The sequence below is a fragment of the Pseudoalteromonas sp. SR43-2 genome, assembly GCF_014163885.1.
GTDB lineage: Bacteria > Pseudomonadota > Gammaproteobacteria > Enterobacterales > Alteromonadaceae > Pseudoalteromonas > Pseudoalteromonas distincta.
The window spans coordinates 37,949-54,705 of the sequence record NZ_JACJED010000006.1 but is presented as its reverse complement, the minus strand read 5'-3'; the positions used below and the strand labels follow the sequence as shown (position 1 = coordinate 54,705).

Genomic DNA, 16,757 nt, shown 5'->3' with positions numbered 1-16,757 from the left:
TCGGGCTTTTTATTTGTTTAATAAATAAGTACATTAGATTGGTACATCACCATTTAAAGAGCGAATACAATGAGTGTAGAACAACAAGAAATAGCCCAATACGTTTGTTTGCAAGCGCCTTTTACTATGCTTGATAGCAGCGCATGCGAATACTTTGTAAATCATCTTGATATTATTTACCTTACCCGCGAAAACCAAACTCAGTGGTTACAAAGTGAAAACCCTAAACTATTTTTAATTCGCTCTGGTTTGTACGACCTAGTTGATGGCAAGGGCGATGTTGTTACGCGCTTAGCGCAAGGTGACTATTTTGGTTTTCCGTCGCTATTAACCGGTGAGGCAATTCAAAATAGGTTAGAAGTACAAAAAGAGGGGATAGTGTATATGCTCTCTCAAACGCACTTTGATTTTTTACGCAGAGAATATAAATCGTTTGAGCAATACTTTGTACGCGCTCATGCTAACCGGTTGTTGTCATCGCATTATAAAAGTAAAAACGATAGCTGGTCTGAACGTAAAATATCAGAGCTGATGACGCGCACAGCAATTACGCTTACGCCTGATGCAAGTATTAGGCAAAGCGCTAAAAAAATGAAAGAGCATGGTGTGTCGTCAATAATGATAACGCAGCACGCGCACTTAGTAGGGGTGGTGACCGACCGCGATTTACGAAACCGAGTACTTGCCGACGAGGTAGATCCACAAGACGCTGTAAGCAGTATTATGACCGCCAAACCTAAGTTTATATTTGAAAATAACCGGGTGTTTTCAGCGCTGCACTTAATGCTTAAATACAATATTCACCATTTGCCTGTGCTTGACGAAAACCATAACCCGATAGGGATGATAACCAGCACCGATTTACTACGCCAACAAAAAAGCGACCCCGTACAGCTTATTGGGCGCATATATAAAGCGCATACTGTTACTGATTTAAAACGCTACGCAAAAGAAATCCCCGAACTTTTGCGTAGTTTTTCGTACAACATTGACGACATATCGCTAATTGGTAAATTACTCAGTGGTTTAACCGATGCGCTTACATCGCGCCTGATTCACTTATTTCAAGAAGAGCATGGCGCAGCGCCAACCAGCTTTAGTTTTATTTGCTTTGGCTCGCAAGCACGCGAAGAACAAACCCTGCATTCAGATCAAGACAACGGCTTATTACTCCCTAACGACTTAACCCCCGATCAACACGCTTACTTTAAAAGTATGGGGGAGTTTGTATGCGAGAATTTAGTTGAGTGCGGCATTAGGCGTTGCCCGGGTAATATTATGGCAAGCAGTGATGAGTGCCGTATGAGCGTAAACGACTGGAGCGAGCGCTTTTTTAAATGGATAAAAAGCCCCACACCCAATGCAATGCTTAACTGTAAGATATTTTTTGACCTGCGATTTATTGAAGGTTCAAACGCTTTATACACGGCTTTTTGCGAGCAACTAATTCGTATATCGCGTAACGACTTATTCTATGCCGCAATGGCAACCGACATAAGCAGCAATAGCGTGCCAATTGGTTTATTTAATAAATTTAAAACAGAAAAAACAGATCAAAATAATAAATACATAGATTTAAAAAAACGCGGTGTCGTAATTATAAATGACATAGTGCGGTTATACGCTTTAAAAGCGGGTATTAGGCGCGCCAACACGCAAGAACGGTTGGACGCACTACTAAAACATAAACTGATCAGCAAAGAAGATATATACAACCTAAAAGACTGCTGGCGGTTCTTAACGCAGTTGCGCTTGAGTACACAAATAAACGAAGAGGGCTTACCGAGTAATTGTATTAATCCTAATAAATTAAACTCACTAGAGCGCCATCAGCTAAAAGAAGCGTTTTACCTTGTTAAACAAGCGCAGCAAGCCGCCGCGTTTAAGTTTGCTCGTGGCAGTTTATAATGATGGATTACTAACATGGTAAAAAAGCTGCTCACTCGGTATTTAAAGCGCCGTAAATTACTAGGTAAAAATGCCTTACAACAACGTTACTTAGTGATTGATTTAGAGCTCACTGGGCTTGATGCAAAACAGCACGAAATTGTATCGGTAGCGTGGGTGATAATAGATAACCAATGTATAAAAATGAGCGAGTCGCAGCACCTTATAAATAAAAACGTAAAAAGCCTTGAGCAAAGCCCTGTTTTTCATGGGATTAGCGACGATGCTATAACAAAAGGACAGAGCTTGTGCAGTATATTAACGCAACTAAGCAGCCACTTTAGTGATTGTATTCTAGTGTTTCATAATGCCATGCTCGATTGGGGGTTTTTAAAAATAGCGCTTAAAAATGCCAATATAACTATACGTCCTAAACTTATAATCGACACACTCCATATTGAACAAAAGCGCTTACTCCATCATTCAACTGAAATAAAACAAGATGATTTAACCCTTAATGCTTGCCGCACACGTTATGAGCTACCAGGCTATCATTGCCACCACGCATTAACCGATGCACAAGCGACCGCCGAGTTACTGCTAGCCCAGTGCCATCAAATAAGCCGCGGCAAAGAGTTAAAAGTAGGCGAGTTGACGTAGGTTGGCTGTAGGCGGGGCTTTATGCCGCGCGAGATAAACTCCCGCCTACAATAAAGAGCAGTTTACTTTTATTGTTATCCGTATGACTATAAGTACGGTTACATAATCATTATTTAACTAATTACCTCAAGGAACGAATATGAAACTCATCACTACTATTTTTCTAACATTATTCCCACTTATCACTTTTGCTAATTCAAGCTTACCTGCTAATCGCCATATTGCAGTGCAGGGTACTGCTGAGGTATTAGCAAAGCCCGATATGGCTAAGATTTCTTTTGAAGTAATAAGCTTTAAAGACAAATCACTTGATGCAAAACGTGATGTTGATGATCGAGTAAATTTGTTACTTAAAGGATTAAGCAAGTACGGTGTTAAGGAGACGGATGTTTCTGCTACAAGCCTGTTAACTTACAATGATGACGATATGTTTAATGTCGAGAGCGGTACAGCAATTAATGCAGGATATGTAGCAACACGAACACTTAAAGTAACATTAAGAAATATTGAAAAATTGAATGATTTTATCGATTTTGCACTAAGTGTAAAAATTAATGAACTAACGAATATTGAGCTTATGTCTTCAAAAGCCGCGCAGTTAAAAGCTGAAGCAACACAAGGCGCAATAGATAACGCTATAGTTAAAGGGGGTAAGCTTGCCAAAGCATTTGGCGCAGAGCTTGGAAAAATTTACAGTATTAATTCCAATTCTAACCGTTCAAGTTATGGTTATGGCGTAGATGATTTTGAGAGAATAGTTGTGACCGGCTCTAAAGTTACTAGAAATCCATTCGAGCAAGGTAGGTATTTACAAGAAACTATTACATTTAAATCATCAATAAACGTGGTGTTTGATTTAGAAGTAAATGAATAAGTTAAAATTTTCATTTCAAATACATTTTCATAATGTAAGCTGACTTTAAGTTTTTGATTAATTTGAAGGTAGCCACATTATGAGCGATGAAAATAACACGTTAAAAGCACAAACTGAGGCAAAAATAGCAGCAGGGCGTAAAGGTAATCCTGATTTTATGAAAGGTGTTGATGAAACGATTGCACAAGCAAAAGCGCTTCAACAAGGTGCTAATGCACTTGATTTAAACCAAGTCGCATCAAGTTTTGAGTTACCAAATCAGCATGGTCAATCGGTGCAGTTAACCAAGTTACTTGCTAAAGGGCCTGTGGTTGTTACTTTTTATCGTGGAAGTTGGTGTCCGTACTGTAATTTACAACTGAAAGCGCTTCAAGCACATTTACCTGAAATTCACGCATTAGGCGCACAATTGGTAGCTATTAGCCCGCAAGTACCCGATGGCTCAATGAGCGAAAGCGATATAAGTAAAATGGATTTTTTAGTACTGTCGGATCAAAATGCTGATGTAGCAGTAAGCTACGGCGTAGCATGGCAAGTGCCCACATTTTTACTAGAGCATATGCGAGTAGACCGAGGCTTAGATTTAGAGTCGGTTAACAATGGCAATAGTAGTGTTTTACCGATCCCTGCCACCTTTGTTTTAGATAAACAAGGTAAAGTGACTTGGCGTTATGTTGATGTTGATTATCGTACTCGTTCTGAGCCAGAAGATATAATTAACGCATTGAAAAATTTAGTATAAAAAACTTAATTTTAAAAGTCAGAACCCTCGAAGAGCTTGCAATGCCTAAGCTCTTTAACCTTAATTTAAAGTTTCTAATGCTTCCCTCTTATAATCAGATGCAAGGTCGATTACAATACAGACATCTAAAAGGCGTATTGCCTTTATCTGCACGCTAAAAGAGTGGATTTTATATTTCATGGCAATCAAACTTGCAATTAATGGTTTTGGTCGTATTGGTCGAAATATTGTCCGCGCGTTATACGAGTCTGGTTTGAGCGACGATATAAAAATTGTTGCGATTAACGAACTTGCTGATCCTGAAGCTATTGCTCATTTATTAAAATACGACACATCCCACGGTCGTTTTTCTTTTCCTGTAAAACTTGGTGAAGACACCATTAGTGTTGCAGGCGATACCATTGCACTTTTTTGTGAAGAAAACCCAATTGAATTACCTTGGCAAACGCTCGATGTAGACGTTGTACTTGAATGTACGGGTGTTTATCACTCGCGTGAACATGCGCAGTTACATATTACCGCAGGCGCTAAAAAGGTGTTGTTTTCGCATCCGGCCGATAACGATGTTGATGCTACGATTGTGTATGGCATTAACGACGATGAGCTTAAAAGCGAGCACACAATTGTCTCTAACGGCTCGTGTACAACTAACTGTGTTGTGCCGGTTATTAAAGTATTAGATGATGCATTTGGTATTGAGTCGGGCGCTATTACAACGATTCATGCGTCGATGAACGATCAACAAGTGATTGATGGTTATCATCATGATTTACGCCGTACTCGCGCTGCAAGCCAATCAATTATTCCAGTTGATACAAAGCTCGCCCGTGGTATAGACCGTATTTTACCTAAATTTAAAGGCCGTTTTGAAGCCATCGCCGTACGTGTACCGACTATAAATGTCACGGCAATGGATTTAAGTGTAACGGTTAATACCGATGTAGATTTAAATGCAGTAAATAATGCACTTAAAGCACAAGCAAAAGACCGCTTAGAAGGTATTTTAAGTTATACCGAAGAGCCGCTTGTATCGGTTGATTTTAATCACGACCCACATTCTTGTATTATTGATGGCACACAAACACGTGTTAGTCACAAACGACTGATAAAGCTATTAGTATGGTGTGATAACGAATGGGGTTTTGCTAATCGTATGCTCGACACAGCGCGTGCTATGATGGCAGTGAATAAGTAATTTATTAATATAATAATTTTAAACGTATTTTTCAGGTTCAGTATCGTTAACTAAGGAGATGTTCATGTCGGTCATAAAAATGGCAGATTTAGATTTAAACGGCAAACGCGTATTAATTCGTGAAGATTTAAATGTACCAGTTAAAGCAGGTAAAGTGACGTCAGATGCGCGTATTCGTGCAGCACTACCTACTATTAAACTAGCCCTTGAAAAAGGCGCTAAAGTAATGGTTATGTCACACCTTGGCCGTCCTACGGAAGGGGAATACGATGAAGCGTTTTCGCTTGCACCTGTAGCTAATTACTTAAACGATGCCCTAGAGCAAACTGTACGTTTAGAAAAAGATTACCTAAACGGTGTTGATATTGCTGATAACGAAGTGGTTGTTTTTGAAAATGTGCGCTTTAACAAAGGCGAGAAGAAAAACGACGAAGCGTTATCTAAGCAACTAGCTGCACTGTGTGATGTATATGTAATGGATGCATTTGGTACGGCTCACCGTGCACAAGCATCTACCCATGGCGTTGGCTTATTTGCCGATGTTGCATGTGCAGGTCCGCTGTTATCGGCTGAGCTCGAAGCGTTAGGCAAAGCACTTGATAATCCAGCTCGTCCATTAGTGGCGATTGTTGGTGGTTCTAAAGTATCTACTAAGCTCACCGTTTTAGATTCACTTTCTAAAATTGTTGACCAATTAGTTACCGGCGGCGGTATTGCAAATACCTTTATTGCTGCATCAGGTAGCCCCGTTGGTAAGTCGCTTTACGAACCTGATTTAATGGATGAAGCGAATCGTTTATGTGCAGCAGCGATTGCTAATAATGGTGAAATTCCGGTACCGACTGACGTAGTGGTTGGTAATGAGTTTTCTGAATCTGCTGTAGCTACGCTTAAAGATGTAAGCGAAGTAACAAGCAATGATATGATTTTTGATATTGGCCCTGATACAGCGAGCAAGCTTGCAAAAATTATTGCAAATGCAGGCACTGTTGTATGGAATGGCCCTGTTGGCGTGTTCGAGTTTGACCAGTTTGGTAATGGTACTCGTGCTATTGCACAAGCAATTGCTAACTCAAATGCGTTTTCAATCGCCGGTGGTGGTGATACCTTAGCCGCAATCGATAAATACGGCATTGCCGATAAAGTATCTTATATTTCTACTGGTGGTGGTGCGTTCTTAGAGTTTTTAGAAGGCAAAATACTTCCAGCAGTTGAAATGCTAGAGTCGCGCGCTAAGTAATTTTAGTGGCGTAAGGTGAGGGGGTAATAGCCCTCACCGACAATTAATTACTAAATACCTCTCACCCTAATTTAGTCGTTAATTTAGACGGAATATTACTGCAAAGCAGTGGTTTTTCGTGGCGTTGTTATAACGCCAAACTAACACATCCGTTCAAACTAGATGGTAGGGAACTACTGTCGATAAATTGGAGAATACCCAATGGCTTTAATCAGTATGCGACAACTTTTAGATCATGCAGCAGAGCATGGTTACGGCGTACCTGCTTTTAATGTTAACAATCAAGAGCAAATGCGCGCAATAATGGAAGCGGCTGACAAAACAAACAGCCCAGTAATCGTTCAGGGATCAGCTGGTGCACGTGCTTATGCTGGTGCTCCATTTATTCGTCATATGATTTTAGCAGCCGTTGAAGAATGGCCACATATCCCAGTTGTAATGCATCAAGATCACGGCACATCGCCAGGTGTGTGTCAGCGTTCAATTCAGCTTGGTTTTTCATCAGTAATGATGGATGGCTCGTTAATGAGCGACGGAAAAACCCCTTCAAGCTACGAATACAATGTAGAAGTAACGCGCGAAACTGTTGCGATGGCGCATGCCTGTGGCGTATCGGTTGAAGGCGAGCTAGGTGTACTTGGTTCACTTGAAACAGGTGAAGCTGGCGAAGAAGATGGCGTTGGCGCAGAAGGGTTATTAACAACTGATCAAATGCTAACAGACCCTGAAGAAGCGGCTGATTTTGTAAATAAAACACACGTTGATGCACTTGCAATTGCTTGTGGTACTTCACACGGTGCTTATAAATTTACTCGTCCACCAACAGATGACATTTTAGCGATTGATCGTATTAAAGCGATTCATGCCCGTATCCCTAACACGCATTTAGTGATGCATGGCTCATCTTCTGTTCCTCAAGAATGGTTAGAAATTATTAATCAGTACGGTGGCGAAATTCCTGAAACTTACGGTGTGCCAGTTGAGCAGATTGTTGAAGGCATTAAATTTGGTGTTCGCAAGGTAAATATTGATACCGATTTACGTTTAGCATCTACCGGTGCAATTCGCCGTCATATGGCGCTTAACCCATCTAACTTTGATCCACGCAAATACCTAGCTGAAGCTACAAAAGCAATGACAGAGATTTGCGTTGCACGCTATAACTCGTTTGGTACTTCTGGTCAGGCTAGTAAAATTAAGCCAATTTCACTTGATGAAATGCACCTTAAATACCTAAGCGGCGAACTAGACCCTAAAATTAGATAATAGATCAATTTATAATTGATCATTTAAGCCAGTAACTTTGTTGCTGGCTTTTTTAATGTCAGCCCTTTTTATATTACAGATTACGGTTTTTTGATCAGATCACTGCATTACCAACGCGGAATTTTGGGATCACGCATTTACTAACACAGCCTTTTTCGGATCATTACTTTACTAAGCCAAATACACTTTAATGCTATATATGGGTTCTGAGATAATTTGATCGTTATTTATTTGTATAAACAATCAACAACTTATGGCTTTGACTAGGTACAACTCTGATCTGAGGGGTGATCGGCTTGGTAAAAATCTGATCCTTTATTTGGAGCTTAGTAAAATTTAGATCTATTTTTGAGCGTATTGTTTGTTACACAGGCGGGTTTGTTGATTTTAAAAGGGCTTTAAAGCTACTTTTTAAACGATCGATCTGTAAAAATGTCTTGGTTAGTAAAACAATGATCCCAGCTAGTTTAATATTGTTTAGTGGTTTAAATAGCGATACAAAAAGATAATTTTAAAAAGTTAGCTATTACATAAATTTATCGTAAATCTCTTTTTATTACGTTAAATATTAAAAAGGCTTTAAAAATATGACGTTAATGAGGTTTTTTGTCACTAATTTGTGTTTTTTTTACCACCATTTTAATTTACACGTTACACTTTCATAAAAATGTCATACTTAGTCATAATAATGAAAACTAATTCGATAGCGTAAGAGATAAATTGGAATGTCACGTAAAGTACTAGTCGTAGATGACGAAGCTCCTATCAGGGAGATGTTGGTTTTTGTTTTAGAGCAAAATGGATTTCAAGCAATTGAAGCAGAAGATTACGACTCTGCTATTGCAGCTATGGTTGAACCTTACCCAGATATGGTTTTACTTGATTGGATGTTACCAGGTGGAAGCGGTATTCAAATTGCTAAAAAGTTTAAGCAAAACGAACACACCCGCCAAATCCCAATTATTATGCTTACAGCTCGCGGCGAAGAAGAAGACAAAGTACGCGGCCTTGAAGTAGGTGCAGATGATTACGTCACCAAGCCGTTTTCTCCTAAAGAGCTTATGGCACGTATTAAAGCGGTTATTCGCCGTGTATCGCCAACCTCATTAGAAGAAGCTATTGAAGTACATGGCCTGCGTTTAGACCCTATTTCTCATCGTGTTACCTCAGAAGGTAACGAGCTTGATATGGGGCCAACCGAATTTAGATTACTGCACTTTTTTATGACTCACCCAGAGCGTGTTTATAGCCGTGAACAACTGCTTGATCATGTGTGGGGAACTAACGTTTACGTAGAAGATCGCACTGTTGATGTTCACATTCGTCGCCTGCGTAAAGCAATTGGCCCACTTGGACATGACCGTTTGGTGCAAACAGTACGTGGCGCTGGGTATCGTTTTTCAAGTAAGCTGTGATCAGCTTAAAGCTTAGCTAATGTGTAAAATACGCATGTATTACTACTCTAAGGTAAAGTGAGTGTATGTATCGAGTTGTTAATAAGCAGGCGTTAGTAAAGCGCCTGTTTATCTATTTTTTACCCTTACTATTAATTGGTGTGCTGGTTGGCGCGCCATTTTTGCTTTTATTTTTAGGATCTTTTTCCCTCCTTATTTGGCACTACCATCAACTTTATCGTTTGAGCGATTGGCTACTTAATCAACGCAGCTTTAATCCGCCAGAGGGTGAGGGTGCATGGGAGCAAGTGTTCGAAGGTATTTATCATCTCCAGCATCGTAATCGTAAAAAACGTAATGAGCTTGCAGATTTAATTCGTCGCTTTCGCGATGGGGCTGAAGCGGTACCTGATGCGGTTGTGGTATTACAAAACGATTTAAGTATTGTGTGGTGTAATCAATTAGCCCTTAAAGTGCTTGGTTTGCAGTGGCCTACCGATCATGGTCAGCGCCTTGATAATTTAATTCGCGAACCTAAGTTTGCTAAATACATGCACAAAGGCGAATTTGACGATGCGCTTGAGCTGGATAACGGTCACAGTATTGAGCAGGTGCTGGAGTTTAGGGTAATGCCATATGCAAGTACGCAACTTATGGTTGTGGTACGTGATGTAACGCGCTTAAAACAGCTTGAACAGATGCGTAAAGACTTTGTAGCCAATGTGTCGCATGAACTACGTACACCGCTTACAGTGGTTACAGGGTATCTTGAGATGATGGATGGCGACATGATGCCGCCGCCAGCAATGTGGAACAAAGCGCAAAATACTATGCTTGAACAATGCAAGCGCATGGATAGCTTAGTCAGCCAATTACTATCGCTTTCGCGTATTGAAGGTGCTCGTCGCCAAGACAATGATAAAGCTATAAATGTGCCGCAATTACTTGGTTATATTCACACTGAAGCAAACTCAATTAATCAAGACAAAGGCCACGAACTTATTTTTGATATTGATAAAACCCTTGATATTAAAGGCTCTGAGGATGAACTGCGTAGTGCGTTTTCTAATTTAGTATTCAACGCGATTCATTACACAAAACCAGGCGGTAAAGTAGAAGTATGCTGGCAGCGCAAAAACAATAAAGCGTGTTTTAGTGTTACCGATAATGGTGATGGTATTGCGCCTGAGCATATTAACCGATTAACTGAGCGTTTTTATCGTGTTGATAAAGCTCGCAGTAGAACAACAGGTGGCTCAGGCTTAGGGCTCGCTATAACAAAACATGTGTTAACTCGCCATGATAGTAAATTAAATATTCGTAGTGAAGTTAATAAAGGATCGTGTTTTTCTTTTGAATTTTCAATAGATAAGATAGTTTCGCTGACTAAATAATTAAGCTAATAGGTCAAGTCATAAAAGTGTCATTTAAGAGTAATGTAACTGTCATGTACTCACTTTAGAGTGGGCAGCAGTTAGAAAATGGAACGAACAAACCGGAGAACTCTACATGAAATTTAAAAACTTAGTTGCCGCAATGGGTGTGGCTGTTACAACTTTCGTATCTGCACAAGCAGTTGCTCTAGACCAAAATATTCCTGAGTATCAAAAAATTAGTGGTGTTTCAGGCAACTTTTCATCAGTAGGTTCTGACACTTTAGCCAACATGATGACGTTTTGGGCTGAAGAGTACAAACGTATTTACCCAAATGTAAATATTCAGATTCAAGCAGCAGGTTCTTCTACTGCTCCACCGGCACTTACCGAAGGTACAGCTAACCTAGGTCCAATGAGCCGTAAAATGAAATCTAAAGAAATCGAAGCGTTCGAAAAACGTTACGGTTACAAGCCAACAGAAGTTCGCGTAGCTATTGATGCACTTGCTGTATTTGTACATAAAGATAACCCAATTGAAGGCCTTCGTATTGACCAAGTAGATGCTATCTTTTCATCTACTCGTAAATGTGGCGCACCAGAGCAAGTTAACCGTTGGAGCGATGTTGGTCTAACAGGTGATTGGGCAGCTAAAGATGTGCAACTTTACGGACGCAACTCAGTATCAGGTACGTATGGTTACTTTAAAAAGAAAGCACTTTGTAAAGGTGATTTCCGTAATAACGTAAATGAGCAACCGGGTTCTGCATCAGTAGTACAGTCAATTTCATCTTCATTAAATGCAATTGGTTACTCAGGTATAGGTTATAAAACATCGGGCGTACGTACAGTACCGCTAGCTAAAAAAGGCGATAACTTTGTTGATGCAACACTTGATAACGTTGCACAAGGCAAATATCCATTATCTCGCTTTTTATACCTTTATGTGAATAAGCACCCAAACAAGCCGTTGTCTCCAATGGAAGCGCAATTCTTAAAAATGGTACTTTCAAAAGATGGTCAGCAAATTGTAGAAAAAGATGGTTATGTACCACTTTCTGCAAAGCTAGTAGAAACAGAACTTAAGAAGCTTGGTTTAAATTAATAAACTATAAGCAATAAAAAACCGCTCATTGAGCGGTTTTTTTGTGCCTAAAACTAAAAACTTTTAGGAATTAAATATTACCTAATTTTTCGGCTTGTGCTTTACATTGATTATAGCTCTCAACACATTTTCCAGAGCATACTTGTTGCTTTAAGCCTTCAGCAGTTGTTTGCTGTTCACAACTAGTTTCACACTGGTAGTTTTGTTGAGCACACTGATTCATTTCAGGGTTTTCAACTTGGTTTTGACAACCTGCCAATAGTGCAAAAGTAAGGGCGACTACGCTTGTTTTTATTAAAGTGTGCATGCTTCTTATCCTTAAAATGGAGTCGCAATAATATTAAATTTCGACTTGGATATTGTCGATCAATCTAACACCACCAAAATAGGCTGCGGCTAAAATAACAAATTGAGTATCTTCGATTGTAGCAGTTTTTAATGTATCTCGTTGAGCAATCTCAAAATAGTCTGGTTTTAGGCCTGCTTGCTCTAAACTTTGTTTAGCTAAGCTTTCAAGTTTTACAAAGTCTTTCTCGCCACTTTTAAGTTGCTCAGCGCACGTATTAAGGGCTTTAAATAATACGGTTGCAGTCGCTTTTTGATCATCAGATAAGTAACCATTACGTGAGCTCATAGCAAGGCCAGAAACTTCTCGCATTGTAGGTACACCAATAACTTCAACCGGAATTGATAAGTCGCGTGCCATAGTTTTGATTACTTGTAATTGCTGAAAATCTTTTTCACCAAAGCAGGCGAAATCTGGTTGCACTAAGTTAAATAACTTAGTCACGATTGTTGCAACGCCTCTAAAGTGACCTGGACGTGAGCCGCCGCAATAGCCTAATGAAATGTCAGGCACATCTACAAAGCTTTGTGCACCTAGTCCGTTAGGGTAGATTGTTTCTACACTTGGGGTAAATACAATATCAGTGCCTAGTTCAGCAAGGCCTTGTTTGTCTTCGTTTAGCGTACGAGGATAGTTATCTAAATCTTCGTTAGCGCCAAATTGCATTGGGTTTACAAAAATACTTACAACGACTTTGTCGGCCAAGTTTTTTGCTTTTTCTACTAGCGAAAAATGCCCACGGTGCAAGTTGCCCATTGTTGGCACAAGCGCCACGCTAAGACCTGCTTGGCGCCATGCTTTAATTTGACTACGTAACGATCTGATTTCAGTTATTGATTGCATTATTTAAACTCATGTTCAGCGCTTGGAAATGCGCCACTTTTAACATCTGTACAATACTTTTGAACGGCAGCAGGCATATTGCCTGTTTCGAGCAAAAAGTTTTTAGAAAATTTAGGAATGTAACCTGCCGAAATACCAACCAGGTCATGCATTACCAGTATTTGGCCGTCAGTTAAGCTGCCAGCACCAATACCAATAGTTGGGATACTTAGAGCGTCTGTAATGCGTTTTGCCAGGGCACTTGGAATACACTCAAGTACTAATAATTGCGCGCCAGCAGCTTCAAGTGCTTTCGCATCATCAATCATTTTTTGTGCTTTATCTTCTTCGCGACCTTGTATTTTAAAGCCACCAAATACATGAACTGACTGTGGTGTAAGGCCTAAATGCCCGCAAACTGGGATACCTTGTTGAGTGAGTGCTTTAATGCTCTCGTAAAGCCACTCTCCGCCTTCAAGTTTAATCATGTTTGCGCCAGCGCGCATAAGCTCAGCTGCATTTTTACAGGTATCACTAACGCTTGAGTAGGTCATAAAAGGTAAGTCAGCAATTACAAATAATTCGCGGCTACCAGCGCGTACACAGCTGGTATGATATGCAATATCTTGATTTGTTACGCCAAGGGTGTCATCGCCGCCTTGTAGTACCATGCCCAATGAGTCGCCCACTAAAATAACTTCAACGCCGTTATCATGAAATAACTTTGCAAAACTAGCGTCGTAGGCTGTTAATGCAGTAATTTTGTTATTTTCTGCTTTCATTTTATTTAAAGTAGAAACGGTTATTTTAGACATAATATCCTCGCAGGCAAAAGCCTAGGTTAATTACAGAGGTAATTGTTGTAAGTCGTTGAGCGGTAAGTTATTTGCAATGGTTTTTAATGCAATGCCGCTAGGTAAAATAAGTTCAGGTGCAAGCTCTAATAGTGGGTAAACCACAAACTCGCGATCACTCAAACCACAATGAGGCACGGTTAAGCGCGCCGTATTTATAATTTGATCATCAAATAATAGGGTATCGATATCAAGTGTGCGTGGACCCCAACGCTCAGCTTTTCTTACTCGACCATGCTCAAGCTCAATACTTTGTGTTAAATCAAGTAATTGCTCTGGATCAAGGGTCGTTTTAATACAGGCTACGGCATTGATATAGTCTGGTTGATCTTGTGGGCCCATAGGCTTACTTGCATAGTAATGCGATACGTTTACAAATTCACAATTAGGCAGCTTTTTAAGCGCAATTATCGCGTTATCAAGCTGCTCTTTTGGTGAGTTTAGGTTGGCACCTAAACCCAAATAAACACAATGCATGTTATTACTCAGTTGGCTTTTTAGTAGGGCGACGGCGCTTTCGCGGCTTAGGACCACCTTGATGACCTAAGCTTTTAACCATCTCTTTTTGGCCGTTTATATCTTTACTTAAGTATTGTGTCCACCACTGAGCAAGCTCTGTATGCTGAGTTTCGCCTGCATCTACGCGTAATAATAAAAAGTCGTAAGCGGCTTTAAAGCGAGGCTGTTGCGTTAGCCTGTATGCACGTTGGCCAGCACGTTTATCTAAGCGGTGCTGAATATGCCAAATATCGCGAGCACCTAAAGTAAAGCGCTTAGGAACAGCTATATGCTGTGAATTATCGCTTAGTACTTTATTCATTGCTTGTGCGAAAGCATCGTATTCAGATAGTTGCTCTTGGCTTTGAATTTTTTTAGTGCGCTCAAGCAGTGGGAACCAAAGTAGGGCAGCAAAAATAAACGCCGGTGTTACTTTTTTATCGGCATTAATACGCTTGTCGGTATTTTGAAACATTTGCTGAATAAGCGTGTGCTCTAAGCCACTTGGGTTTTTATCTAAAATTTTATCAAGTTCAGGAAAAAGTGAGCGGAATAAGCCGTATTTACGCAGCATTAAAAAGTTAGCTTCGGCCTTGCCGTTTAAAAACAGTTTAAGAATTTCTTCAAATAAACGAGCTGGCGGAATGTTATCAAGCAAGCTTGCAAGCTCGCTAATTGGCTTTTCACTTTTAGGCGCAATGCTCATATCAAGCTTAGTGGCAAAACGTACTGCACGTAACATACGAACAGGGTCTTCGCGGTAACGCGTTTCAGGGTCGCCAATAAGTTCGATTTGTTTAGCTTTAATTGCCGCTAAGCCGTTAGCGTAATCGTGAATACTAAAATCTTTAATTGAGTAATAAAGCGCATTGATTGAAAAGTCGCGGCGCTCTGCATCTTCTTCAATACTGCCAAATACGTTATCACGAAGTAATTGACCTTCATTGCTTGATTGGCTTATTTGATTTTTGTCTTCTTGCGCTTCGTGGTGGCCACGCATTGTTGCCACTTCGATAATTTCACGGCCAAATACAATGTGTGCTAGACGAAAGCGACGACCTATCAGGCGACAGTTTCTAAATAGTTTTTTTACCTGATCTGGAGTTGCATTAGTAACTACGTCAAAATCTTTTGGCTGTTGGCCTAACAATATATCGCGAATACAACCACCAACAAGGTAGGCATCGTAGCCACCGTCTTTTAAGCGGTATAATACTTTGATTGCATTTGGGCTAAATTGTTTGCGAGAAATACCATGCTCACCACGAGTGACAACAATAGGTTCACTGCTTACAGAAGCGCTTTGTGCACTTGTATTCGGGCCGATTATTTGTCGGCAAAATTGAAAAAGCTTGGAAATAATAGTCTGTCTCCTAGAAGGTGTGATTGACTCTGCATCGCAATCAAAAGTTACAGCAAATAGGGCGGTTATAACCTAGTACAAGCTGTTTGACGTAATTAGCATATATTTAGGCGGCTATCATATACCAGCAGGGTTTAAAAATTAAGTTGATGTGTTGAAATTAAGCCGTTTTTAGCTATTTTATTTACTTAAATGTGTAAATTGGACTTTCTGGCTATGTGGATGTTGAGAAATTTGTATTTCGGATACTTGGGGGACCTGTTTTAAGCTAAAGTTTTTAATTCCCCAATCGATTAATTGTTCTATATTTAAGTCGCTTAAATCAGCTATAACAGGTAGCCCTAAAAATTCAAAAGCGCTAATTAAAGCAGGCTTTGGATTTTGCTTACAAATGGCGGGGGCATAATTTTGTTTAGATAGTTTAAAACCGGGTTTGGCAACCGCTAAAGGTAAATGAGCAAATTCAGGTACAGGGCTGTCGAGTTGTTTAAACAAACTAATTTGCCGAGCTGTTGGTTCAATTAAATCTGCGCCTCTTACAATTCGATTTATCCTTTGATCGATATCATCGACGACCACAACAAGTTGATATGCAAATAAACCGTCACTGCGTTTAATTAAGTAATCTTCGTGGGATAATGCACTATTTACCGATATATCACCTTGAATTAAATCACTAAATTGGGTCGTTGGATGTTGCTGAACTAAACGAAGTGCGCCGGATTGAGTATGATGATTAAGTGCTTTGCAATGCCCCTGATAAATACCGCCAATGGCTTTTATTTGCTTTCGAGTACAGGTGCAACCATAAACAAGGTTTTGCTCTAAAAGTGAGTGGGTAATATCTTGATATAAAGACAGACGCTGCGTTTGGTATACAACAGGTTCATCCCAATAAAGGGCGTAGGCTTGTAAGGTATTTAGAATATCGGAGTCGGCGTTTTTAACCACGCGCGTAGTGTCAATGTCTTCTATACGAACTAACCATTTTCCTTGATTAGCTTTTGCATCTAGGTAGCTACCCACAGCCGCTACAAGTGAGCCAAAATGTAATGGCCCAGAAGGAGACGGCGCAAAACGACCGCGATATTTACGCATAGGCGCAGTAACGGCTGTAGGAGACATAACTAATAAGTTT

At 40.0% G+C, this 16,757-nt stretch carries 16 protein-coding genes; 10 read left to right on the top strand and 6 right to left on the bottom strand.

Going from position 1 to position 16,757, the window contains the following annotated elements:
* Positions 1-69 precede the first annotated feature (69 nt).
* From H5120_RS06930 to H5120_RS06885, 10 genes are all read left to right on the top strand, one after another.
* The gene (locus H5120_RS06930; protein ID WP_182673953.1) at positions 70-1,908 is read left to right on the top strand and encodes a DUF294 nucleotidyltransferase-like domain-containing protein; all 1,839 of its coding nucleotides are present in this window, start codon (positions 70-72) and stop codon (positions 1,906-1,908) included.
* Between the two features lie 15 nt (positions 1,909-1,923).
* Complete coding sequence (locus H5120_RS06925) at positions 1,924-2,547, top strand: 3'-5' exonuclease (protein WP_182673952.1); 624 nt, start codon at positions 1,924-1,926, stop codon at positions 2,545-2,547.
* A gap of 139 nt (positions 2,548-2,686) precedes the next feature.
* Positions 2,687-3,421, top strand: coding sequence for an SIMPL domain-containing protein (locus tag H5120_RS06920; RefSeq protein WP_182673951.1), 735 nt, complete (start codon positions 2,687-2,689; stop codon positions 3,419-3,421).
* A gap of 79 nt (positions 3,422-3,500) precedes the next feature.
* Positions 3,501-4,163 carry a peroxiredoxin-like family protein gene (locus H5120_RS06915; protein WP_182673950.1) on the top strand — a complete coding sequence of 221 codons (663 nt, stop codon included), beginning with the start codon at positions 3,501-3,503 and terminating at the stop codon, positions 4,161-4,163.
* Between the two features lie 178 nt (positions 4,164-4,341).
* A complete protein-coding gene (epd, locus tag H5120_RS06910; protein WP_002961528.1) occupies positions 4,342-5,358 on the top strand; it encodes an erythrose-4-phosphate dehydrogenase in 1,017 nt (338 codons plus the stop codon).
* A 64-nt stretch (positions 5,359-5,422) separates the two neighbouring features.
* On the top strand, positions 5,423-6,598 hold the full coding sequence (locus H5120_RS06905) for a phosphoglycerate kinase (protein ID WP_182672777.1): 1,176 nt from the start codon (positions 5,423-5,425) through the stop codon (positions 6,596-6,598).
* 201 nt (positions 6,599-6,799) lie between these two features.
* Positions 6,800-7,864: a class II fructose-bisphosphate aldolase gene (gene fba / locus H5120_RS06900; RefSeq protein WP_002961523.1), complete on the top strand. Its 1,065-nt coding sequence runs from the start codon at positions 6,800-6,802 to the stop codon at positions 7,862-7,864.
* 725 nt (positions 7,865-8,589) lie between these two features.
* Complete coding sequence (phoB, locus tag H5120_RS06895; RefSeq protein WP_006791869.1) at positions 8,590-9,279, top strand: phosphate regulon transcriptional regulator PhoB; 690 nt, start codon at positions 8,590-8,592, stop codon at positions 9,277-9,279.
* A gap of 65 nt (positions 9,280-9,344) precedes the next feature.
* Entirely contained in the window at positions 9,345-10,652 is a 1,308-nt protein-coding gene (gene phoR, locus H5120_RS06890; RefSeq protein ID WP_002962688.1) for a phosphate regulon sensor histidine kinase PhoR, read from the top strand.
* Between the two features lie 115 nt (positions 10,653-10,767).
* A complete protein-coding gene (locus H5120_RS06885) occupies positions 10,768-11,736 on the top strand; it encodes a PstS family phosphate ABC transporter substrate-binding protein (RefSeq protein ID WP_002962686.1) in 969 nt (322 codons plus the stop codon).
* 70 nt (positions 11,737-11,806) lie between these two features.
* Here H5120_RS06885 and H5120_RS06880 read toward each other — a convergent pair whose 3' ends face one another.
* The 6 genes from H5120_RS06880 to gluQRS form a co-directional block, all read right to left on the bottom strand.
* Entirely contained in the window at positions 11,807-12,043 is a 237-nt protein-coding gene (locus H5120_RS06880) for a hypothetical protein (RefSeq protein WP_165744073.1), read from the bottom strand.
* Between the two features lie 33 nt (positions 12,044-12,076).
* Positions 12,077-12,925 carry a pantoate--beta-alanine ligase gene (panC, locus tag H5120_RS06875; RefSeq protein WP_182673949.1) on the bottom strand — a complete coding sequence of 283 codons (849 nt, stop codon included), beginning with the start codon at positions 12,923-12,925 and terminating at the stop codon, positions 12,077-12,079.
* Positions 12,925-13,719 carry a 3-methyl-2-oxobutanoate hydroxymethyltransferase gene (gene panB, locus H5120_RS06870; RefSeq protein ID WP_182673948.1) on the bottom strand — a complete coding sequence of 265 codons (795 nt, stop codon included), beginning with the start codon at positions 13,717-13,719 and terminating at the stop codon, positions 12,925-12,927. Before panB ends, panC begins: the two co-directional genes overlap by 1 nt.
* A gap of 30 nt (positions 13,720-13,749) precedes the next feature.
* The gene (gene folK, locus H5120_RS06865) at positions 13,750-14,235 is read right to left on the bottom strand and encodes a 2-amino-4-hydroxy-6-hydroxymethyldihydropteridine diphosphokinase (protein WP_182673947.1); all 486 of its coding nucleotides are present in this window, start codon (positions 14,233-14,235) and stop codon (positions 13,750-13,752) included.
* A 4-nt stretch (positions 14,236-14,239) separates the two neighbouring features.
* Complete coding sequence (pcnB, locus tag H5120_RS06860) at positions 14,240-15,583, bottom strand: polynucleotide adenylyltransferase PcnB (protein ID WP_310735970.1); 1,344 nt, start codon at positions 15,581-15,583, stop codon at positions 14,240-14,242.
* 216 nt (positions 15,584-15,799) lie between these two features.
* On the bottom strand, positions 15,800-16,744 hold the full coding sequence (gluQRS, locus tag H5120_RS06855; protein WP_002962673.1) for a tRNA glutamyl-Q(34) synthetase GluQRS: 945 nt from the start codon (positions 16,742-16,744) through the stop codon (positions 15,800-15,802).
* Between the last annotated feature and the right edge of the window lie 13 nt (positions 16,745-16,757).